The sequence below is a fragment of the Propylenella binzhouense genome, from assembly GCF_009866965.1.
Taxonomy (GTDB): Bacteria; Pseudomonadota; Alphaproteobacteria; order Rhizobiales; family Afifellaceae; genus Propylenella; species Propylenella binzhouense.
Map to the genome: position 1 here is coordinate 1 of NZ_SPKJ01000040.1, position 18,944 is coordinate 18,944.

Annotated in this window: 21 protein-coding genes; 9 read left to right on the top strand and 12 right to left on the bottom strand. The window is 69.8% G+C overall.

What is annotated here, in order from left to right; genetic code table 11:
* Both E4O86_RS12390 and E4O86_RS12395 read right to left on the bottom strand, forming a co-directional pair.
* Positions 1-844, bottom strand: an 844-nt coding sequence (locus E4O86_RS12390) for a glycerate kinase type-2 family protein (RefSeq protein ID WP_161140857.1), incomplete at its 3' end; no start/stop codon positions are given.
* A gap of 10 nt (positions 845-854) precedes the next feature.
* Entirely contained in the window at positions 855-1,778 is a 924-nt protein-coding gene (locus E4O86_RS12395; RefSeq protein WP_161140858.1) for a DMT family transporter, read from the bottom strand.
* A gap of 93 nt (positions 1,779-1,871) precedes the next feature.
* Between E4O86_RS12395 and E4O86_RS12400 the strand changes: the two genes are divergently transcribed.
* The 3 genes from E4O86_RS12400 to E4O86_RS12410 all read left to right on the top strand — a co-directional run bounded on the left by E4O86_RS12400 (position 1,872) and on the right by E4O86_RS12410 (position 3,457).
* On the top strand, positions 1,872-2,723 hold the full coding sequence (locus E4O86_RS12400) for an N-formylglutamate amidohydrolase (protein WP_161140859.1): 852 nt from the start codon (positions 1,872-1,874) through the stop codon (positions 2,721-2,723).
* Entirely contained in the window at positions 2,710-3,018 is a 309-nt protein-coding gene (locus tag E4O86_RS12405; RefSeq protein WP_161140860.1) for a DUF1244 domain-containing protein, read from the top strand. Before E4O86_RS12400 ends, E4O86_RS12405 begins: the two co-directional genes overlap by 14 nt.
* A 157-nt stretch (positions 3,019-3,175) precedes the next feature.
* Positions 3,176-3,457 (top strand): DUF2312 domain-containing protein, encoded by a 282-nt coding sequence (locus E4O86_RS12410; RefSeq protein WP_161140892.1) that lies wholly within the window; start codon positions 3,176-3,178, stop codon positions 3,455-3,457.
* A 66-nt stretch (positions 3,458-3,523) separates the two neighbouring features.
* On the opposite strand, the gene E4O86_RS12415 is transcribed toward E4O86_RS12410, so the two are convergent.
* The 9 genes from E4O86_RS12415 to E4O86_RS12455 form a co-directional block, all read right to left on the bottom strand.
* Positions 3,524-4,510 (bottom strand): ABC transporter substrate-binding protein, encoded by a 987-nt coding sequence (locus tag E4O86_RS12415; protein WP_161140861.1) that lies wholly within the window; start codon positions 4,508-4,510, stop codon positions 3,524-3,526.
* On the bottom strand, positions 4,507-6,858 hold the full coding sequence (locus E4O86_RS12420) for a xanthine dehydrogenase family protein molybdopterin-binding subunit (RefSeq protein WP_161140862.1): 2,352 nt from the start codon (positions 6,856-6,858) through the stop codon (positions 4,507-4,509). Before E4O86_RS12420 ends, E4O86_RS12415 begins: the two co-directional genes overlap by 4 nt.
* Entirely contained in the window at positions 6,855-7,340 is a 486-nt protein-coding gene (locus E4O86_RS12425; protein ID WP_161140863.1) for a (2Fe-2S)-binding protein, read from the bottom strand. Before E4O86_RS12425 ends, E4O86_RS12420 begins: the two co-directional genes overlap by 4 nt.
* Entirely contained in the window at positions 7,337-8,221 is an 885-nt protein-coding gene (locus E4O86_RS12430; RefSeq protein WP_161140864.1) for an FAD binding domain-containing protein, read from the bottom strand. The genes E4O86_RS12425 and E4O86_RS12430 overlap by 4 nt, the downstream gene beginning before the upstream one ends.
* A gap of 70 nt (positions 8,222-8,291) precedes the next feature.
* The gene (locus E4O86_RS12435) at positions 8,292-9,329 is read right to left on the bottom strand and encodes a Bug family tripartite tricarboxylate transporter substrate binding protein (RefSeq protein WP_161140865.1); all 1,038 of its coding nucleotides are present in this window, start codon (positions 9,327-9,329) and stop codon (positions 8,292-8,294) included.
* Between the two features lie 59 nt (positions 9,330-9,388).
* On the bottom strand, positions 9,389-11,401 hold the full coding sequence (locus E4O86_RS12440) for a tripartite tricarboxylate transporter permease (protein WP_161140866.1): 2,013 nt from the start codon (positions 11,399-11,401) through the stop codon (positions 9,389-9,391).
* A 707-nt stretch (positions 11,402-12,108) separates the two neighbouring features.
* A complete protein-coding gene (locus E4O86_RS12445) occupies positions 12,109-12,588 on the bottom strand; it encodes a VOC family protein (RefSeq protein WP_161140867.1) in 480 nt (159 codons plus the stop codon).
* A gap of 20 nt (positions 12,589-12,608) precedes the next feature.
* Positions 12,609-12,959, bottom strand: a complete 351-nt coding sequence (locus E4O86_RS12450) for a DUF1428 domain-containing protein (protein ID WP_161140868.1) — start codon at positions 12,957-12,959, stop codon at positions 12,609-12,611.
* Positions 12,960-12,988: 29 nt separating this feature from the next.
* Positions 12,989-13,414, bottom strand: a complete 426-nt coding sequence (locus E4O86_RS12455) for a VOC family protein (RefSeq protein WP_161140869.1) — start codon at positions 13,412-13,414, stop codon at positions 12,989-12,991.
* A 58-nt stretch (positions 13,415-13,472) separates the two neighbouring features.
* On the opposite strand from E4O86_RS12455, the gene E4O86_RS12460 reads away from it, so the two are divergent.
* Positions 13,473-14,174 carry a winged helix-turn-helix transcriptional regulator gene (locus E4O86_RS12460; RefSeq protein WP_161140870.1) on the top strand — a complete coding sequence of 234 codons (702 nt, stop codon included), beginning with the start codon at positions 13,473-13,475 and terminating at the stop codon, positions 14,172-14,174.
* 34 nt (positions 14,175-14,208) lie between these two features.
* On the opposite strand, the gene E4O86_RS12465 is transcribed toward E4O86_RS12460, so the two are convergent.
* A complete protein-coding gene (locus E4O86_RS12465; protein WP_161140871.1) occupies positions 14,209-14,622 on the bottom strand; it encodes a hypothetical protein in 414 nt (137 codons plus the stop codon).
* A gap of 281 nt (positions 14,623-14,903) precedes the next feature.
* On the opposite strand from E4O86_RS12465, the gene E4O86_RS12470 reads away from it, so the two are divergent.
* The 5 genes from E4O86_RS12470 (at position 14,904) to E4O86_RS12490 (ending at position 18,932) form a co-directional block, all read left to right on the top strand.
* Complete coding sequence (locus tag E4O86_RS12470) at positions 14,904-16,655, top strand: DUF3369 domain-containing protein (RefSeq protein WP_161140872.1); 1,752 nt, start codon at positions 14,904-14,906, stop codon at positions 16,653-16,655.
* Entirely contained in the window at positions 16,652-17,365 is a 714-nt protein-coding gene (locus tag E4O86_RS12475; protein WP_161140873.1) for a response regulator, read from the top strand. The genes E4O86_RS12470 and E4O86_RS12475 overlap by 4 nt, the downstream gene beginning before the upstream one ends.
* A 129-nt stretch (positions 17,366-17,494) precedes the next feature.
* Positions 17,495-17,707 carry a hypothetical protein gene (locus E4O86_RS12480; RefSeq protein ID WP_161140874.1) on the top strand — a complete coding sequence of 71 codons (213 nt, stop codon included), beginning with the start codon at positions 17,495-17,497 and terminating at the stop codon, positions 17,705-17,707.
* Positions 17,708-17,946: 239 nt separating this feature from the next.
* A complete protein-coding gene (locus tag E4O86_RS12485) occupies positions 17,947-18,306 on the top strand; it encodes a hypothetical protein (protein ID WP_161140875.1) in 360 nt (119 codons plus the stop codon).
* A gap of 38 nt (positions 18,307-18,344) precedes the next feature.
* Positions 18,345-18,932, top strand: coding sequence for a hypothetical protein (locus E4O86_RS12490; protein WP_161140876.1), 588 nt, complete (start codon positions 18,345-18,347; stop codon positions 18,930-18,932).
* Positions 18,933-18,944 lie beyond the last annotated feature (12 nt).

The window sequence follows — 18,944 nt, forward strand, 5'->3', positions numbered from 1 at the left end:
CGAGGAGGCGCGCGTCGAACCCCGCGGCGCGTGCGATGTCCGCCGCCGCGGCGAGCGAATCGGCCGGCCGCGCCACCACGCGGAGCGCCGCGAGCACGAAGCAGGGATCGTCCGGCGCGGGCGTCTCGCCCGCCTTCGACCGGAGCGTCCGCTCGACCGGCTCCGGCGCCGCGATGCGCCATCGCGCCAGGATGGCGAGCGCGTCCTCGGCCGTGGTGTGGTCCGGCGCGGTCGGCCCGGAGGCGATGAAGCTCGGGTCGTCGCCCGGCACGTCCGAGATGATGAGGGAGAGCGAGCGCGCCGGCGCGAGCGCGGCGGCGAGGCGGCCGCCCTTGATCTGCGACAGGTGCTTCCGGACCGTGTTGATGTCGCCGATCGGGGCGCCCGATTTCAGGAGGGCGCGCGTGAGCCCCTGCTTGTCCTCGATCGAGAGGCCTTCGGCCGGCGCGGTCCAGTTTGCCGAGCCGCCTCCGGAGACGAGCACGAGCGCCAGGTCGTCCGCCTTCGCCGAGCGGGCGAGTTCCAGCGTTTCCGCGGTCGCCTCCAGTCCGGCCCGGTCCGGTACGGGATGGCCCGCCTCGACGCAGCGGACGCGGCGGAGCGGCCGGCCGTAGCCGTGCCGGGTCACGCAGATGCCGACCATGCGCGCGGGGTCGATCAGGCCGCCGTCGAGATAATGCTGCTCCACCGCTTCGGCCATGGTGGCCCCGGCCTTGCCGCAGGCGAGGACGATCAGGCGCCCCGATTCGGGCGGCGGCGGCAGGTGAGGGGGCAGGCAGACATTCGGCTGCGCCCGCGCGATCGCGGCGTCGAGCATGTCGAGGCGAAGCTTGCGGAGATCCATGGCCCGTCCGTCAGGCGGCGCGGCGCGGGCGCGCTATGGCGATCCCGGCGAAGATCGCCGCGGCGCCCGCGAATTGCAGCGGGCCGACCGCTTCGGAGAGGATCGCCCAGCCGAAGAAGGCGCCCGCGAGCGCTTCGATGAACATCACCAGCGAGGAGAAGGCGGCCGGCAGGTGGCCGAGCGCGTAGGCGAGAAGGCCCTGGCCGCCGGCCTGGCTCACGAGCGCCAGGGCGAGCACGGCCGCGAGGCCGCCTGCGGAGGCGGGGAGGATCTGCGGCTCGACCGCGAGCGCCTCGGCCGCGAGCACCGCCGCCGTCACGAGGGTCGACGCGAAGATGGCGCGCCCGGTGCCATAGGCGCGCCGGGCCCGGCGCATGGCGATGAAATAGGCCCCGAAGAAGAACGAGGTGACGAGGCCGTAGAGGTCGCCGAGCACCTGGTCCGGCCGGAACGCCAGCGAACCGCCGATCAGCGCGGCCGCGCCGAGGAGGCAGAGCGCCAGGCCCGCGACGAGCCGCCGCTCGACCGTCTCGCCGAGAAACATGCCCGAGCCGAGCACGACCCAGACCGGCGCGAGCACCGCGAGGAAGGTCGCATTGGCGACGCTGGTATGCAGGATCGACAGGTGCCAGAAGGTGAGGTCGCCCGCAAAGAGAAGCCCCGCGAGCACGACCGAGACGATGCCGCCATGGCGGGCGGCGGTCTCCGGCGAGGCGCTCCCGCCCGGGGCCGCGCGCTCATCGAGCCGCGCCCACAGCCACAGCACCGGCAGAGCGAGGGCGACGCGCCACAAGGCGCTCGCGAACGGGCCGACATCCGCGAAGCGCACGAAGATCGGCGAGATCCCCATCGCGACCGCGCCGCCGACGAGCGCGAGGATCGCGAAGGGCGTCTCGTCCCGGATGGGGGAAGTCTGGCTCGCGCGCACGGACATCGCGGTCTTATGAAGGCTTTCGTGAGGTGGCGACAGTCCCTATCATGCGGCTCTCCGCATGGCGAGACTTTCCGCATCCCGGGAATTGTTTTCATGAACGACGCCGAATCGGCGAAAGCGGGATCGTCCGACCGGCCCTGCGCGTTCGAGCGCGTCGAGGGCGACGAGGCGGGCGGGCTCCTGCTCCTCTGCGACCATGCGTCGAATGCGGTTCCGGAATGCTACCATGGCCTCGGGCTGCCGCGTGCCGAGCTCGAGCGGCACATCGGCTACGATGTCGGCGCCGCACCGCTGACGCGCGCGCTCGCCGCGCGGCTGAAGGCGCCGGCGCTCCTCACCTGCGTGTCCCGCCTCGTCATCGATCCCAATCGCGGCGAGGACGATCCGACCCTCATCATGCGTCTCTCCGACGGCGCCGTGGTCCCGGGCAATGCCGGCGTCGATGCCGGCGAACGGGAGCGGCGCCTCGCCCTCTATTACCGTCCGTATCATGCCGAGATCGCGGCGACGCTCGACCGCATGGCGGCTTCGGGCCGTCCTGCCGCGATCCTCTCGGTCCATTCCTATACGCCGGTCTGGCGGGGCGTGCCGAGGCCCTGGCATGCGGGCGTGCTCTGGGACCGCGATCCGCGCATGGCGCGCCCGCTCATCAATGCGCTCCGCGCCGGGCACGGCCTGCGCATCGGCAGCAACGAGCCCTATGTCGGTGCGTTGAAGAACGACACCATGTATAAGCACGGCACGAGCCGCGGGCTCGCCCATGCGCTTCTCGAGGTCCGCAACGACCTCATCGAGACGCCGGCGGGCGTGCTCGAATGGGCGGACCGCCTGGAGCCGATCGTGGCGGGGATCGTCGCCGATGACGGCCTCCACCGGGTCCGGTTCTACGGCTCCCGTGCCGATGGCGATCGGACCACCGAGGATGAACACGATGTCGAAGCTTGACGAGACGACACGGACGGAGCTGGAGGCGGCCGCCTTCCGCAGGCTGGTCGCGCATCTGCGCGAGCGGAGCGACGTTCAGAACATCGATCTGATGAATCTCGCCGGCTTCTGCCGCAACTGCCTGTCGAACTGGTACCTCGACGCCGCGAAGCAGCGCGGCCTGCCGATGACGAAGGACGAGAGCCGCGAGATCGTCTACGGCATGCCCTACGAGGAGTGGAAGGCGAGACATCAGGCCGAAGCCCCGCCCGAGGCGCTCTCCGCCTTCGAAGTCAACAGGCCGCGGCAGGACTGACACAGCTTTCCACCAAATCTGAGGACGGCCGAAACGCCCTGTTGACGCTGCCGGGCGGTTTGGGCACGCGATGGCCGATCAACCCTCCGCGCGGCTCCGCCGCGCCGCGAGGCCGACCGCGCGGAACCGACCGCGCCGAGAGGACGATGGCATGGGCATGGACTCACTCAATCCCGACGAATCGGCGGCCAACCAGCTGCGTTCCTTCGTCGAGCGCATCGAGCGGCTCTCCGAGGAACTGAAGGGCATCCAGGACGACATCAAGGACGTCTATGCCGAGGCGAAGGGGAACGGCTTCGACACGAAGGTGCTGCGCAAGATCATCGCGCTGCGCAAGAAGGACGCGGCCGAGCGCGAGGAAGAGGAGGCGATCCTCGAGCTCTACATGCAGGCGCTCGGCATGATCCCGGGCTCGGGCGTCCGGGAAGCGGCGGAATAGCTCCGCCGGAACGTTCGGGAGCGGTCGGGGCCGCTCCCGCATTGTTCCGGCTCCGGCCGCCTTTTCTCAGGTCCGGAACGTGCCCCGCTTGCGGCCCTGCGAGGTCGAGAGGAACAGCTCGTCGAGCGGGATCGGCCTGCTGATCAGCCCCTGCTGGTGGGAATAGCCGACCAGCGTCTCGAAGTTCTTCCGGTTCCTCTCGCCGAGCCCGTATTCCCAGGGATCGGGCCCGAGCACCTTCTCCTGCTCCTCCCAGGCCTCCTGGTACCAGGCGAGCGGGACCAGGCGCGGGTTGCGCATGCGCTTCATCGCGATCGCCTTCGCCTGCTCGAAGGCCTGGTAGAGGTTCGGCACGATCCACGGATGCGCCTCGACGAGCGCCTGCTTGAAGCCGAGGACGTGCATGATCGGGAAGATGCCGGTCTTGGCGTAATAGGCCATCTCCTCCGCCTTGTAGTCGGGGAAGAGCCGGCCCACCCGCGGGTCGCCTTCGATGATCGGATCGATGATGTCGGGGTGGAGCAGCGCGTCGATCTCGCCTTCCGCGAGCATCGTCTCGATCGATTTCTCGTCGGGGATCTTGCTGAGCCGCAGGCCTTCGGGCGGGGTGAACTCGACGTCCTCGTCGAGTTCGGCGAACCATTCGATCGACTTGTGCGGAACGCCGTATTCCTGCTCCAGGATTCCGCGCAGCCACAGGATCGCGGTCACCTGGTAGGACTTCACGCCGACCTTCCGGCCGATGAGATCGGTCGGCCTGGTGATGCCCTTGCCGGTGTTGATGAAGACGAAGCCGTGCCGGAACCGGCGGTGCAGGAAGACCGGCAGCGCGCGGAACGGCATGCCGCGGTCGCGCGCGACGATGTAGGACGATGCCGAGCATTCGGCGACGTCGTATTCCTGGTTGCGCAGGAAGCGCCAGTGGCGCGTCGTCGAATCCGCGCCGGTCAGGATGTTGAGCTCGATCCCGTCCGGCTCGACCGTGCCTTCCTTCAGCGGGCGCACGATCTCGTAGTCGCCGCAGGCGAGCGTCAGACTAAGCTTCTTCGTCATGCAGGCATTTCCCGTTCGGCCCGTTGCTTCGCGCGGGCCTTGCTGATCAGGTTGAAGAGGAATTCGGGCGTGACCGGCGTCTGCGAGATGCGGACGCCGAACGGCCTCAGCGCGTCCTCGACGGCGGAGATGATCGCGGCCGCCGCCGGGATGGTGCCGGCCTCGCCGACCCCCTTCGCGCCGAGCGGATTGATGGGCGAGGGCGTCTCGCGGTAGAGCGTCTCGAAGCGCGGCAGCTCCGGCGCGGTGACGAGCAGGTAGTCCGCGAAGGTCGTCGTCAGCGGCTGGCCCTCCTCGTCATAGCCCATCAGCTCGTAGAGCGCGTTGCCGATGCCGTGGGCGATGCCGCCCTTTATCTGGCCGTCGACGATCATCGGATTGATCAGCCGGCCGGAATCGTGGAGCGCAATGTAGTGCGACACGCCGACATGCCCGGTCTCGATGTCCACCTCGACCTCGGCGACGTGGCAGGCATTCGCGTAGGCGAGGGCGTCGGTCTTCCACTGGATGCTGGCCTCGAGGCCGGGCTCGATCTCCGCAGGGAAGGCGTAGCCCGGCGCGCCGCGCAGCCGCGTCGCGATTTCGGCGAGGCTGATGCCGCGGTTCGAGCCCCCGCGCCCCCGCACCTCGCCGCCGGCGAGTTCGAGCTCCGCCTCCGGCAGGTCGAGCATGGTGCTCGCCGCCCTGATCGCCTTCGCCGCGACCGCCTTCGCCGCGATGTGAACGGAGGAGCCGGCGGTCACCAGCTGGCGGCTGGCGAAGCCGCCGAGCCCGAACTGCGCGAAGGCCGTGTCGCCGGCGATCACGCCGACCTCCTCCGGACGGACGCCGAGCTCGTCGGCGCAGATCTGGGCGAGCGCCGTGGCGAGCCCCTGGCCCATCGCCGTGGCGCCGGTGAAGACGCTGACGCGTCCGGAAGGCGCCACGCGCACGACACCGCTTTCGAACGGGCCGCGGCCCGTGCCCTTGACGGCGTTCGCGATGCCGATGCCGAGATGGCGCCCCTGCGCCAGCGCCTCGGCCTGCCGGCGGGGGAAGTCATGCCAGCCGGCGGCCGCGAGCGCCTCCGCCTGGCAGGCGGGATAGTCGCCGCTGTCATAGACGATGCCCGCTCCGGAGCGCGCCTTGAGCGGCTTGGTGTAGGGCATCTTTTCCGGCGGGATGAGGTTGCGCGCGCGCACCGCGACGCGGTCGATCCCGAGCCTGGCGGCGACGAGATCGATCATGCGTTCCATCGCGAAGGCGGCCTGCGGATAGCCGGCGCCGCGGACGGAGGAGACCGGCACCTTGTTCGTGTGCGCGATCAGGACCTCCACCGCGAATGCGGGCACGACATAGGGCCCGGTCACGGCGCTCGCGGAATTGTACGGGAGGTTCACCGCCTTCGGCGCATAGGCGCCCTGGTCGTGGATCAGCCGCCCCCGCATGCCGAGGATGCGGCCGTCCCCGTCGGTGGCGACCTCGAGCGACCAGTACTGGTCGCGCTCCTGCACGGCGGAAAGGAAGTTCTCCCGCCGGTCCTCGATCCATTTCACGTTCCGGCCGAGGAGCAGCGCGGCCGCCGGGACGGCGAGCTCCTCGGGATAGATGCAATATTTCGGACCGAAGCCGCCGCCGACATCGGGCGTCACCACCCGCAGGCAATTCTCGTCGAGGCCGAGCATGCCTGCGAGCGTGTGGAAGAGGTCGTGCGGCATCTGCGTGGACGACCAGACGCAGAGGCCGCCGTCCGGGCGCGTCTCGGCGAGCACGCCGCGGCCCTCCAGCGGGTGTCCGCAGCCGCGATGCTGCCAAAGCTCGTCCGCGACGACATGCGTGGCCTTCGCGAAGGCCTCGTCGACGTCGCCGAAGGCGACCATCATCCGGTTGAGGAGGTTTGATGCGAGCTCCGTCCGCACCGCCGGCGTGCCGGCCTCGACGGCGCGGCGGGCATCGGCCACGACGGGAAGCGGCTCGTAGTCCACGAAGACGGCGCCGGCGGCGTCCTCGGCCTCGTAGCGGGTATCAGCGACGACGAGGGCGATCGGCTCGCCGACATAGGCGGCCTCGTGCCCGTTGAGGACGAAGGGCGTCGAGCTGTTCTCGCTGCTCGTCGGGCTCGCGCCGAGCGGAAGCCGGAGCGAGCGCAGGACGGGCCGGAGGTCGGCGGCGGTGAGCACCGCATGCACGCCCGGCATGCCCGCGGCGGCGGCGGTGTCGATCGCGGCGATCCGGGCGTGCGCGGACGCGCTGCGGACGAAGGCGGCGTGGAGCGTGCCGGGCAGCGCGATGTCGTCGACGTAGCGGCCCTTGCCGACGAGCAGCGCCGGATCCTCGATCCGCGGGACGCTCCGTCCGACCGCCCTCATCGCCGCCGCTCCCTGATCTCGGCCGCGGCCTGGAGCGCCGCCGCCACGATGCTCTCGTAGCCGGTGCAGCGACAGATGTTGCCGGAGATCGCATCGCGGATCTCCGCCTCGGCGGGATCGGGGTTCTCCTCCAGGAACTCGACCAGCGTCATCAGCATGCCCGGCGTGCAGAAGCCGCATTGCAGGCCGTGCTTGTCCCGGAACGCGGTCTGGAGCGGGTGGAGTTCTCCGTCCGGGCCGGCAAGGCCCTCGATGGTGCGGACATGCGCCCCTTCGGCCTGGACCGCCAGCATCAGGCAGCTGCGCACGCTCGCGCCGTCGACGAGGACGGTGCACGCGCCGCAGACCCCGTGCTCGCAGCCGAGATGCGTGCCGGTGAGCCGGAGGCTGTGGCGCAGGAAGTCGGCGAGCGTCGTGCGGACGTCCGCCGTCCCGTTCACGGGACGGCCGTTGACGGTGAGGGCGATGGACCGCGCGTTCATTGCGCCGGCCCCGTCGGCGCGGCCGCGGCACGGTCGCGTGCGTCGCCGAGCGCCTTGCGGAGCACCGAGCGCGCCACGCTCCGGCGGTAGTCGGCGCTGCCGTGAAAGTCCCCGATGGCGTCGAGCGCGTCGCAGAAGCCGAGCGCCCGGGCGACCGCTTCCGGTTCGCCGCGGGTCCCGGCGAGCGCCGCCTCGGCCGCGGGCATGCGTTGCGGCACCGGGCCGACGCCGCCGATCGCGATCGCGACCCGCTCGATCCGCCCGTCGGGCCCGAGCGCGAGGAGGCACGCGGCGGAGGCGATCGCGAAGTCGCCGTGCCGGCGCGCGAACTCCTGGAAGGAATAGCCGTGAGGCCGATGCCAGAGCGGGAACGAGACCGCCGTCAGCACCTCGTCCTGGCCGAGCGCGGTGGTCATGTAGCCGAGGATGAACTCCGCCGCGGAGAGGGTCCGCGTGCCGCCTTCGCGCGCGATCTCGACGGTCGCGTCGGCAAGGAGCGCGACGGTCGGCAGCTCCGCCGCCGGATCGAGATGGCAGAGGCTGCCGCCAATCGTGCCGCGGTTGCGGGTCTGGCGGTGGCCGACGAGGCGCAGCGCTTCGGGGAGGATCGGAAAGTGCGCCGCCGCGAGAGGATCGGTCTCGATCGCGCGCTGGCGGGTCATCGCGCCGATCCTGAGGCGGTCGCCCTCGAGGCGGATTCCGGCGAGGCCCGGCACGCGGTTGATGTCGACGAGGACGTCCGGGAAGACGTAGCGCAGGTTCAGCATCGGCATGAGCGATTGCCCGCCGGCCAGGATCTTGGCGTTTTCCAGGCGCGCGAGCGTCGACAGCAGCGTCTCGAGGCTCTCGGGCCGGACATAGTCGAAGGGGGGCGGCTTCATCGGCGCGGCGGTTCCGACACGGGACGTCCGGCGGCTCGCGCCGCCGGACGGTTGATGATGAACGCGCGGCTCAGAGGCCGGCGTCCTTCGAGGCCTCTTCGGCGAGGTCCTTCGGCGTGTCGTAGAGATCGGAGAGCAGGCCCTGGATGTCGTCCGCCGACATCAGCTCGATCTCGACGTTGAGCTTCTTGGCCTCGGCCAGGAACTCCGGATCCTTGAGCGTCGCCTCGAAGGCGTCGCGCAGCGCCTTCGCGCGGTCCTCCGGCACGCCGGGAGGCGCCGCGAAGGGCCGCGCCATCGCCTGCGGCGCGAGGATCAGCTTCAGGATCTGCTTCTTGCGCGCGTCCTGGGCGAGATCGACCATGTTGGGGACGTCCTTCAGCTCCGGATGCGGCTGGAGTCCGCCCTGCAGGATGATCTTCAGCGAGCCGTCCTGGAGCTGCTTGCCCCAGCGGCCGAGGAGCGAGCTGTAGGAGAGCCCGCACATGCCGTCGAGCTCGCCGCGCTCGATCGCGAGATACATGTCGGCCGTGCCCGGATAGCCGGTCACGAGCTGGTCCTTGGCGTCGAAGACCGTCTTGATGACGTTCGCGAAGATGTCCGGGTCGGCGCCCTTGCCCTCGCCGCCGAGCTTGAACTCGGTCTTCAGCGCGTCCTCCCAGCTGTCGACCGGGGAGCGGTCGGAGACGACGCAGAGCGTCACTTCCTTGGCCATGCTGCCGAGCCAGGTGAACTTCCGGGCGTCGAAATCGGCGCCGGCGAGCCCGACCACGGGTGCGAGCGGCATCGTGCGCGAGAACACGCCGAACACCGTGCCGTCCTTCGGCGCGACGCTGTAGAGATATTTGGTGGCCTTCAGCGTGCCGGCGCCCGGCATGTTCTGCGGCACCAGGGTCGGGTTGCCGGGTATGTGCTTGCCCATGTGGCGGGCGAGCAGGCGACCGTAGAGGTCGTAGCCCCCGCCCGCGCTGAAGGCGATGACGACGTCGATCGACTTCCCCTTGTAGAAGTCCTCGACCGACTGGGCGCGCGCCCCGACGGAGGCGGAAATTGCGAGCAGGGCGGCCAGTGCCAGCTTCGCCCCCCGCCGCGTCATCTCAAATCCCATCACTACCCTCCATGATTGCTGAGCCGACTGTTCCCTCTCGAAGCCGTCTCGGTTGAAATTCAGAAGAGGTGGATCGAGGCGCGCAGCGCCGGCAGCCAGTCGCCGAGGCTCGCTTGCGGCCAGCGGACCATGAAGATGTAGTTGACGATCAGCCAGGCGATCGCCGCGAGCGACAGCGACGACACGAGCGAGAAGCGCCAGGTCTGGCGAAATTCGAAGCGCGACTGGAAGAGCACGCCGAGGAACGCGGCCGGGAGCACGCCGATCGCGAGGGCGGCGAGGATCGTTCCGACCACCCAGCCGAAGAAGCGCGCCGCGCGGGTCCAGACGATCGCTCCGGGTATCGCGGCGACCGCGCCGGCGCCGTCTATGTCGAGGCCGCCTTCGTCGTCCTCTCTCCGGCTGAAGGCTTCGGTGAAGAGGTTGAGGCCGGCGAAGACCAGTCCCGCATAGGCGGCGACCTGCGGCAGCAGCTTGTCCTCCCACGGCCAGGGGGAGGAGGTCCGGATCGCATAGACCGTGAGCGCGATCACCAGCAGGTTGAAGATCATGCCGTGATGCGGGGTGAAGGCCTCGAGGTGCGCGCGCCGGAGGGACCGGTAGGTGCCCCAGAGGATCGCGCGGAGGGGCCGGAAGATCGCGATCGCGGTGAGGGCCAGGATGGCGATCACGACCGGGCGGAAGATCCACTCGCCGCCATAGAGCGTGATCGAGATGAAGAGATAGCGCTCGAACAGGGCGCCGAGGACGAAGCCGAGCATCAGCGGCGGCCGCGGCCAGCCGTTCGCCTTCATCACCCAGCCGACGATGCCGAACAGCATCAGGGAATAGAGGTCGCCCCAGTCCTGCGTCGCCTGGACGGCGGCGATGATGACGACGCCGACCACGATCGGCACGATGCGGCCAGCCGGGACGGCCGAAAGCCTCGCGACGAAGCCGCTGAGCGGCAGGCAGATCAGCAGGCCCGCCACATTGGCGAGCGCGAGGCTCCACATGATGGAATAGGTGACGTCGAGGTTCTTCGTCAGCATGTCCGGGCCGGGCACCAGCCCGTGCATCAGGAAGGCGCTGAGAAGGACGGCGGTCGCCGCGCCGCCCGGAACCCCGAAGGCGATGGTCGGGATGAGCTGTCCGCCGTCCTTCGCGCTGTTGGCGGATTCCGGCGCCATCACGCCGCGTATGTCGCCCTGGCCGAAGCGCCCGTTCCGCTCCGTGGCGACGGCGTGGCCGTAGACGATCCAGTCGATCGACGAGGCGCCGAGCCCGGGCACCGCGCCGAGCGCGACGCCGATCGTGCTGCTGCGCAGCACGAGCCACCAGTTCCGGAAGACGTCGCGCACGCCTTCCCATTGCGCCCTCGAGGAGAAGGACGCGCCGCCGCCCTCCTTCGCGATCGCCGTCCGCGCGATCGCGAGATCCGCGATTTCCGGGAGCGCGAAGAGGCCGAGCGTCAGCGGGACGAGCGGCACCTCCTCCCACAGGTAGAGCGTGTCGAAGGTCCAGCGCGAGGTTCCGAGCTGGGAGCCGGTGCCGACCATCGCGATCAGCAGGCCGATACAGGCGGCCGCGAGCCCCTTGAGCGGCGCCTTCCCGCTCAGGATCGCGACCATGGAGAGGCCGAAGATGCAGAAGGCGAGAAGCTCCGGCGTGCCGAGATAGAGGACGAGCGGCCGCACGACCGGGATCGCGACGGCGAGGACGAGCGCGCCGAAGAGCGCGCCGATGAGGGCGGCCGAATAGCCGGCGCCGAGCGCGCGGCCGGCCTGGCCGGAACGCGCCAGCGCATGGCCGTCTATCACGGTCGCCGCCGCGCCGACCGTGCCCGGGACGCCGAACAGGATGGCGGGGATGACGTCGGACACGCTCGTGACCGCGGCCATGCCGATCAGCAGCGCGAAGGCCGAATATTGGTCGAGCGTGTAGGTGAAGGGGATCAGGATCGCCAGGCCCGCGACGCCGCTCAGCCCCGGGATGACGCCGATCAGCAGTCCGAGCAGCACGCCCGAGAGCAGGATCCCGAGCCGGAACGGATCCGCGACGATCGCGATGGCGTTCAGGGCCGCATCGATCATGGCCGGCGCCGAATCCGCATGGAAAACCGCTCTCCGCTTCGGCGATGGCGTGTCATTGTCGGGTCACCGTACACAAGCCGGAACGACTGTCAAATTTTCGGGATTCATTGCGCCCGATGATCCTGAATAGAGTGGAACCATCTATTATGGAAATACATTTCCTCTCCCCGATCTGCACCGAGGATGATTCCGGGATGACTGCTCCAGGAGCGACCTCGAAGGGTCGGGCATTTCGCGCAGGCGCCGCCGGCGGCTAGCGATACATCGGCCTCTCCCTCCGCGCCGGTTCCCGTTCGGCGCTCTCCGGTTCCCCGATTGCAAGGATAATCGGACGGAAGGCAAATAAGCAATACGAATGCCAATTTTGGGACTGGCGGGGCGGCGGATCGGAACGTGCCCCTCGCGCGGCGGCATCCGCACGGGTGACCCCACGGTTCGCCTTCGCGGAATCGGCCGCGTTCGCGCGGGCCTCGGCGCGTCATCCGCAGGCGGACGGTGCGGCCCGGGCCGGATCTGTGGTCGGAAGTGGCGGCCGCCCGCTGCCTCGATCGCAGGCAGGCCGCGCGCGATGGGCGGCGCCCGGGCGACGGCGGCCTGCGGCACGCCCGTCCTGTCGCGACGGCAAGAGCCGCTCGACCGGGTTCTGCCCGGCGGAGCGGCTCTCGTGGTTCGTCATTCCCGCCGGCGGCGCGCCGGCGGGCCGCCCGTCAGGCTTCGCCCCGGTAGGCGCGTTCGAGCGCCGGGAGATCGAGCTTCACCATCTTCATCATCGCCTCGAAGACGCGGCGGCTGCGGTCCCGGTCGGGGTCGTGCATCATCTCCGCCATCTTTCTCGGCACGATCTGCCAGGTGACGCCGTAGCGGTCTGTGATCCAGCCGCATTGCATCGGCGTGCCGCCGTCGGAGAGGGCGTCCCAGATCCGGTCGATCTCGGCCTGGTCCTCGCAGGCGATGAAGAAGGAGACGGCCGGGGTGAACGTGAACGCCGGGCCGCCGTTCAGCGCCATGAACTGCGCGCCGGCGACCGTGAACTCGACGCCCATCGCGGACTCGGCCTTGCCGGCGGGATAATCCGAGGGCGCCCGCATGATGCGGTCGATGCGGGAATCCGGCATGACCGAGACGTAGAACTCGGCTGCTTCCTCGGCGTTGCCGTCGAACCAGAGGCAGGGCGTGAGCTTCGACATATCCGTCTCTCCGGCCGGGTTCAGGTTTCGACGATGGTCTGGAAGCCGCCGAAGATCATCCGCCGGCCGTCGAAGATGCTCATGTCGGGGCTCTGCATGCGCGGATCCTCCATGATCCTCTTGTTGCCGGCGTCGCGGATCTCCTTGGACGGCCACACCACCCAGGAGAACACGACGGTCTCGTCCGGCTCCGCCTTCACGGCGCGCTTGAAGTCGGTCGTCTTCCCGTCCGGCACGTCGTCGCCCCAGCATTCCACGACCTTGAGGGCGCCGTGCTCCCGGAAGACCGGGGCGATCTCGGCGGCCATCTTGCGGAACGCCTCCTTGTTCGCGGTCGGCACTGCGATCACGAATCCGTCGACATAGTTCATGGCTTCCTCCTTCTGCTCGGCTGGATGGCTCAGGCGGCGGGCGCCATCGCCTTCATTGCGGCCTCGACGTCCATCCACATCACTTCCCAGTTGTGGCCGTCGGGGTCCTCGTAGGTGCGGCCGTACATGAAGCCGAAATCCTGCATCGGCGCCGGATCGGCCCTGCCGCCCGCGGCGGCCGCGCGTTCCACCGTGGCGTCCACCGCTTCCCGGCTTTCCTCCGAAAGGCAGAGGAGGACCTCGGTCGTCGTCCGCGCGTCGGTGATCGCCTTCGGAGTGAACTGGCGGAATTTCGCGTGGGTCAGGAGCATGACGTGGATCGTGTCGGAGATCCGCATGCAGCTCGCCGTCCCGTCGCTGAACCGCTCGTCCTTCGTTGCGCCGATCCCCTCGTAGAACGCGGTGGAGCGTGCGAGATCGCTGACGGGCAGGTTCACGAACATCATCTTCGGCATGGGTCAGCCTCCCTGTGTTGTTTGACGACCTTGCGCCATCCTGTTATAAAAGGCAACCTTGAAGTTAGAAAAAATGACCAAAAAATCGGAGAGCCGAAATCGCCGCCGCTACGAGGATGCCTGCGCAGCCGCGCATGCGCTCGATCTCGTCGGTGAAAGATGGGCGCTCCTGGTGATGCGCGAGCTGATGCTCGGGCCCCGGCGCTTCAGCGATCTGCGGGCGAGCCTGCCCGGCATCAGCGCGAACGTGCTGACCCAGCGGCTGGAGGGCCTGGAGGCGGCGGGCGTGCTGTTGCGGCGGCGGCTGCCGCCGCCGGCCGGGAGCCAGGTCTACGAGCTGACGGAATGGGGCTACGAGGCCGAGCCCATCCTGCAGGCGCTCGGCCGCTGGGCGGCGCGTTCGCCGAGCCACGACCCGACTCGGCCGATCAGTTCGGCCTCGCTGCTTCTCTCGCTGCGGACGATGCTCGATCCGGCGCGGGCGGAAGGGCTCGACGCCCGGATCGGCCTCCGGCTCGGCGCCGAGGCCTTTCTCGCCCATGTCGTGGATGGCGGACTGACCTACGAGACGGCAGATCTCGCCGCTGCCGACGTCGTGTTTGCCGGGACGGCGCCGATCATCGCGGCGGCCATCTATGGGGGGCAGCCGATTGCCGCGCTCGAGGCGGCGGGGCTACTCGCGGTTTCGGGGGACCGTGCGCTCGCGGAGCGCTTCCTGACCCTCTTTCCGCTGCCGGCGAAGGCCGACGCTCCCGACTGAAGCTCGGCCCGCCGCCGGCCGGGGCCGGCCGCGATCAGAGCGGCGGCGCTGCGGAGCGCGCAGCGGCTGCGCGGCCCTCCTCCGTCGGGATCAGCGCTCCATCCGCCACGCACGCGAAGCCCCGCTTCGTCAGCTCCTCGGCAAGCGCATCGTTGTAGTTGCGCATCGGGCCCTTGCCGACGAGGCGCTGCAGCATGCGGAACGCCTCGCGCGAGCCGGGAAACACGGTTGGCTTCGCGCTCGGCCGGGCGCCGCCGCCGTCCCGTTTCAGCTTGGCCGCCGCGAGCCTGCCGGCACCGGTCATGAAGAGCTTGCCCGTCACCAGCTCGGCATAGCCGGAATGGATCAGTTCCCGCGCCGGAGCCCCATCGAACTCGCGCATGCTGACGTTGACGTGGAGGTCGTGCAAAAGAGCGCGGCCTTCGGTGGAGACATGACTCGCGGGCATGGCGCCTTTTTCCCTCGTTGACGGCGAGCCGCCCCATCCCTGGGGAGCGGCTCGGATTCGCGATGGCGTGGAAATGTCCTGGGAAAACGCGCCGATCGCCCGCCGGTTCCGCGCAACGGGCACGAAACACCCGCGGTCCCGCGCGACATCGGGCGGAAACGGCCCTCCGCTAGGAAGCGGCCGCGCAGCACAATTCGAGGCGCGGGCCGGCGATGTTTTTCCTTCCCGTTCGGGGTAAGGCGGTGGAAACTCGTTTCGCGAGCGAGGCTATGAATGCCGCCATGGACGAGACCGCGGATTTCCTGATCTTCGTCGACGACGAGCCCCCGGCCGATCCGGTCGAGCCGGCGCCGCCGTGGAAGGTTGCGGTCATCGACGACGATCCCGGCGTCCACGACGGCACGCGGTTCGCCCTCGCCGATTATCGTCTCGGCGGTCGCGGGCTCGAGCTCCACTCGGCGCGCTCGGCGCGCGAAGGGCGCGAGCTGCTCGCGCGCCACCCCGACACCGCGATCGTCCTCCTCGACGTGGTCATGGAGACCGACGGCGCCGGCCTCGATCTCGTCCAGTACATCCGCCACGAGCTGCGGAACGAGACGGTGCGGATCGTCCTGCGCACGGGGCAGCCCGGGCAGGCGCCCGAGCAGCGTGTGGTCGTCGAGTACGACATCAACGACTACAAGGCGAAGACCGAGCTCACCGCCGAGAAGCTCTTCACCACCATCACGGCGGCGCTCCGGAGCTACGAGCAGCTCGTCCGGCTGACCGAGACCCGGCGTGGGCTCGAGATCATCGTCGAGGCGGCGGCGAATCTCTTCGACCTCGGCTCGCTGCAGAAGCTCGCGGAGGGCGTGCTCACCCAGCTCGCCTCCCTGCTCGCGGTGGACTGCGCGGGAATCCTCGTCCTGCGCGAAGGCGGGATCGGCGAGGGGCTGTCGGTGCTCGCCGGGTCCGGCTGCTACAGCCACCTTGCCGGGCACGAGGCCTGGGACGCGCTCGACCGCGACATCCGGGCCCTCGTCCACAGCGCGTTCGAGCGCCGGCGGCACGAATTCCTGGCCGGCCGCTATCTCCTCTATATCGGCACGGGATCGGGGCGCGAGCTGGTGGTTCTGCTCGATTCCCCGAAGAAGCTCTCCGATACCGACCGCGCCCTCATCGAAGTGTTCTGCAGCCGTCTGGCCGTCGCGTTCGACAATGTCGTTCTCTACCGGGAATTGCAGCGCGCCAATGCGGAGCTCGAGCGCCGCGTGCTGGAGCGCACGGCGGAGCTGACCGCCGCGAACACGCGGCTGGAGACGCAGCGGACGCGGCTCCGCTCCGCCAACGCGTTCAAGAACGAAGTGCTCGGAACGGTCGCCCACGACCTCAAGAACCCGCTCGCGGTGATCCTCGGACGCGGCGAGATGCTGGGCGAGCTGCTCGCCATGGATCCTGTCCCGGTCGGACAGGCCGAAGCGCAGGTCGTGCATATCCGCGACAGCGCCGCGCGGCTGATCGGAATGGTCGAATCGCTCATCGCCGATGCCATGGCGGATGCGAGCGACATCGTGGTTCGCGAGGAGACGCTCGATCTGTCTCTCCTGGCGGGACAGGTCGTGGGCGCGAACGCTGCCCTTGCCGAGCGCAAGAGCCAGACGATCCGGTTCTCGGCGATGCCGGGCCTTCCCGTGCGCGGCGATCAGGACCGCCTTGCGGAGGCGATCGACAATCTCGTGAGCAATGCGGTGAAGTACAGCCCGGCGGGCGCCGAGATCCGGATCGAGAGCCGCTCCGAGGGGGCCGAGGCGCTGCTCGAGATCGCCGACGAGGGCCCCGGCCTCTCGCCGGAGGATTTCGGCCGCATCTTCGGGCGGTTCCAGAGGCTCTCGGCAAAGCCGACCGCCGGCGAGAGCTCCACCGGGCTTGGGCTGTCGATCGCCAAGCGAATCGTCGACCTTCATGGGGGCAGGCTGTCGGCCGAGAACGGCGAGCGGCGCGGGACCGTCTTCAGGCTGGTCCTGCCGCTCTCCGAAGGGGAGGGGGAGAAGTGAGCGAGATGGACCCGATCGCGGTCGTCGACGACGAGGCCGCGGCCCGCGAGATGATCGGCGACTACCTGAAGCTGCACGGCTTTCCCGTGGTGCTCTGCGAGGACGGGCGGGCGCTGCGGCGCGTCCTCGCGGAATCGCATCCCCGGCTCGTCGTGCTCGACCTCAACATGCCGGAGGAGGACGGCCTCTCGCTCATCCGCCACATCCGGGCCAACGGCAACCTGCCGATCATCATGCTGACGGCGACCGCGAGCCCGATTGATCGCGTCGTCGGGCTGGAGCTCGGCGCCGACGACTACCTTGCCAAGCCATGCGAGATGCGCGAGCTCCTCGCCCGGGTCCGCTCGGTCCTCCGGCGCAGCGACATCCGCGCCGCGCCCGCGCCCGACGAGGCGCGCAACGAGATACGCGTCGGCACCAAATGGCTCGATCTCGACCAGCGGCTCCTGCGCGAGGAGGACGGCACGGAGCATCCGCTGACCGCGTCAGAGTTCAGCCTTCTCAAGGCCTTCGCGGAGAACCCGCGGCGCGTGCTGACGCGCGAGCGTCTGCTCGATCTCGCCCAGGCGCGCGACGCCGAGGCGTTCGACCGGGCGATCGACGTGCGGATCACGCGGATCAGGCGCAAGATCGAGCCCGATCCCACCCATCCGACGGTCATCCGCACCGTGCGGGGCGCCGGCTACGTCTTCTCGCCCGAGCCGAAATAGGCGGGCGGACCGCCGTCTGCGCCGCCCGCGGCGGAGGCGGGGAAAACCGCGCAATCGTTACGAAATCGCTACCGCTCGGCCGCCGGGCGGAGCTATCATCGGGCGACTGCGGGAGGATACGACAGAACGATGGGTCTGCAGCGGAGGCGAGGCTCGGTCGCGCTTCAGGCGAAGGTCGAGCTGAGGGGCGTCACCTTTACGTCCGGCTGGCCGCGGCCCGCGGCGGCGAACGATAACGGCCGCTATCTCCATGGCGATCCGGTCCTCAGCGCCGCTCTGTTCGTGCTCGTCCTGGCGGTGGCCGCCACGATCGTGGTGACGGGGCTCCGCATCCTCATCTGACTTGGCGCGCGCGGGCCCGGGCGGCCATCCGACCGCTCGGCGCATCCGCCGGTCTGACCCGGCGGTCGTCCCTTCCTCCCTTCGGCCCGCCCGAATCGGCGCTTCTGTTTCGTCGTCCCCGTGCCGGCGAAACATTTCGACATCTTCCGGCACGCAATTCCGACATCCGCGCAAAACGTCCGCAACGCAGGCCCTTTAAGACTCCTTCCGAACACAGCGGAACGCTCGGGAGGCGTCCCATGAAGGGTTTCGACTTTCAGCTTCTTGCCGCCGGCACGGTGCTCGCGGCGAGCGTAATTGCCTGGAACTGGGGCGGGCAGGGCGGTTCGGCCCAGGCCGGATCGATCCTGCCCATGAAGCAGGAGGCGCGCCATCCCGGCGTCGGGCTCACGGCGGCGGATGTGCTGTCGCCGGCGGTCGTGACGGCCGCCGCCGGCAAGGCCGACCGGCTGAGCGGCTGCGGGGCCGAGACCTGGCCGAATGTCTCGTCGGCCTGCACGGGCAGGGCGGTTCCGCCGGCGCGCACCGTCACGGTCGAGTACCGCAACGCGCCGGCGACCTCCGTGCTCGTCAGGCTGCCGGCCGCGGCCGTGCGCTGAGCCAGGACGAGCGCATTCCTCAACGAAGCGGAAAGCGGGTGGAAACGATGACGTATCACGCTGTCAGCCGGCCACGGATCCGCCGCGGCGGAGAGGCCGATATCGATCTCGTCAACCACCTCTACCGCGCGACGCTGCTCTGCGTCGCGACCGAGGATCGCGCGGAGGCGATCGCGGCGTTGGGGCGGGCGACCGTCGTCGAGGCCGGTCACGCGCGGAACGGCGGGGGGCTGTTCGTCGCGGAGCGGGACGGCGAGATCCTGGGCGGCATCGCCTGGCGCAAGGGGCGGCGCGGCGGGGTCGACGACGACCTGGTCATCCATGACGGCCGGCATCCCTTCCAGGTCGATCCGGCGCGCTCGGCGATCGTGCTTGCCTTCTTCGTCATCCCGAGCGACGGGGCGGCAGCGCTCGCGCGCCGGCTCGTCGCTTCGGCGGTCGCCGATGCCGGCCGGAACGGCTGCTCGCGCGCGGTGACGCTCGTCCATCCCGCCGCCGCGATGATGCACAGCGCGGGCGGCTTCGCGGTCGAGCGCGTGCTGCGCTGGTCGGACGGCGCCGCCGCGCCGATCTCCCTGCTGCAGATGCAGAAGCGGATCGAGCCGAGCGTCGCGGTCGCAGCTTGAAGCGCGCCCGCC

Bases quoted from the DNA above. Each gene is read 5' to 3' on its own strand.
- E4O86_RS12410 (WP_161140892.1), top strand. From the start codon at position 3,176: ATGGACTCACTCAATCCCGACGAATCGGCGGCCAACCAGCTGCGTTCC.
- E4O86_RS12405 (WP_161140860.1), top strand. From the start codon at position 2,710: ATGTCGAAGCTTGACGAGACGACACGGACGGAGCTGGAGGCGGCCGCC.
- E4O86_RS12430 (WP_161140864.1), bottom strand. From the start codon at position 8,221: ATGAAGCCGCCCCCCTTCGACTATGTCCGGCCCGAGAGCCTCGAGACG.
- E4O86_RS12440 (WP_161140866.1), bottom strand. From the start codon at position 11,401: ATGATCGATGCGGCCCTGAACGCCATCGCGATCGTCGCGGATCCGTTC.
- E4O86_RS12420 (WP_161140862.1), bottom strand. From the start codon at position 6,858: ATGAGGGCGGTCGGACGGAGCGTCCCGCGGATCGAGGATCCGGCGCTG.
- E4O86_RS12445 (WP_161140867.1), bottom strand. From the start codon at position 12,588: ATGTCGAAGCTCACGCCCTGCCTCTGGTTCGACGGCAACGCCGAGGAA.
- E4O86_RS12395 (WP_161140858.1), bottom strand. From the start codon at position 1,778: ATGTCCGTGCGCGCGAGCCAGACTTCCCCCATCCGGGACGAGACGCCC.
- E4O86_RS12455 (WP_161140869.1), bottom strand. From the start codon at position 13,414: ATGCCGAAGATGATGTTCGTGAACCTGCCCGTCAGCGATCTCGCACGC.
- E4O86_RS12470 (WP_161140872.1), top strand. From the start codon at position 14,904: ATGGACGAGACCGCGGATTTCCTGATCTTCGTCGACGACGAGCCCCCG.
- E4O86_RS12415 (WP_161140861.1), bottom strand. From the start codon at position 4,510: ATGACGAAGAAGCTTAGTCTGACGCTCGCCTGCGGCGACTACGAGATC.
- E4O86_RS12485 (WP_161140875.1), top strand. From the start codon at position 17,947: ATGAAGGGTTTCGACTTTCAGCTTCTTGCCGCCGGCACGGTGCTCGCG.
- E4O86_RS12450 (WP_161140868.1), bottom strand. From the start codon at position 12,959: ATGAACTATGTCGACGGATTCGTGATCGCAGTGCCGACCGCGAACAAG.
- E4O86_RS12425 (WP_161140863.1), bottom strand. From the start codon at position 7,340: ATGAACGCGCGGTCCATCGCCCTCACCGTCAACGGCCGTCCCGTGAAC.
- E4O86_RS12480 (WP_161140874.1), top strand. From the start codon at position 17,495: ATGGGTCTGCAGCGGAGGCGAGGCTCGGTCGCGCTTCAGGCGAAGGTC.
- E4O86_RS12400 (WP_161140859.1), top strand. From the start codon at position 1,872: ATGAACGACGCCGAATCGGCGAAAGCGGGATCGTCCGACCGGCCCTGC.
- E4O86_RS12435 (WP_161140865.1), bottom strand. From the start codon at position 9,329: ATGGGATTTGAGATGACGCGGCGGGGGGCGAAGCTGGCACTGGCCGCC.
- E4O86_RS12465 (WP_161140871.1), bottom strand. From the start codon at position 14,622: ATGCCCGCGAGTCATGTCTCCACCGAAGGCCGCGCTCTTTTGCACGAC.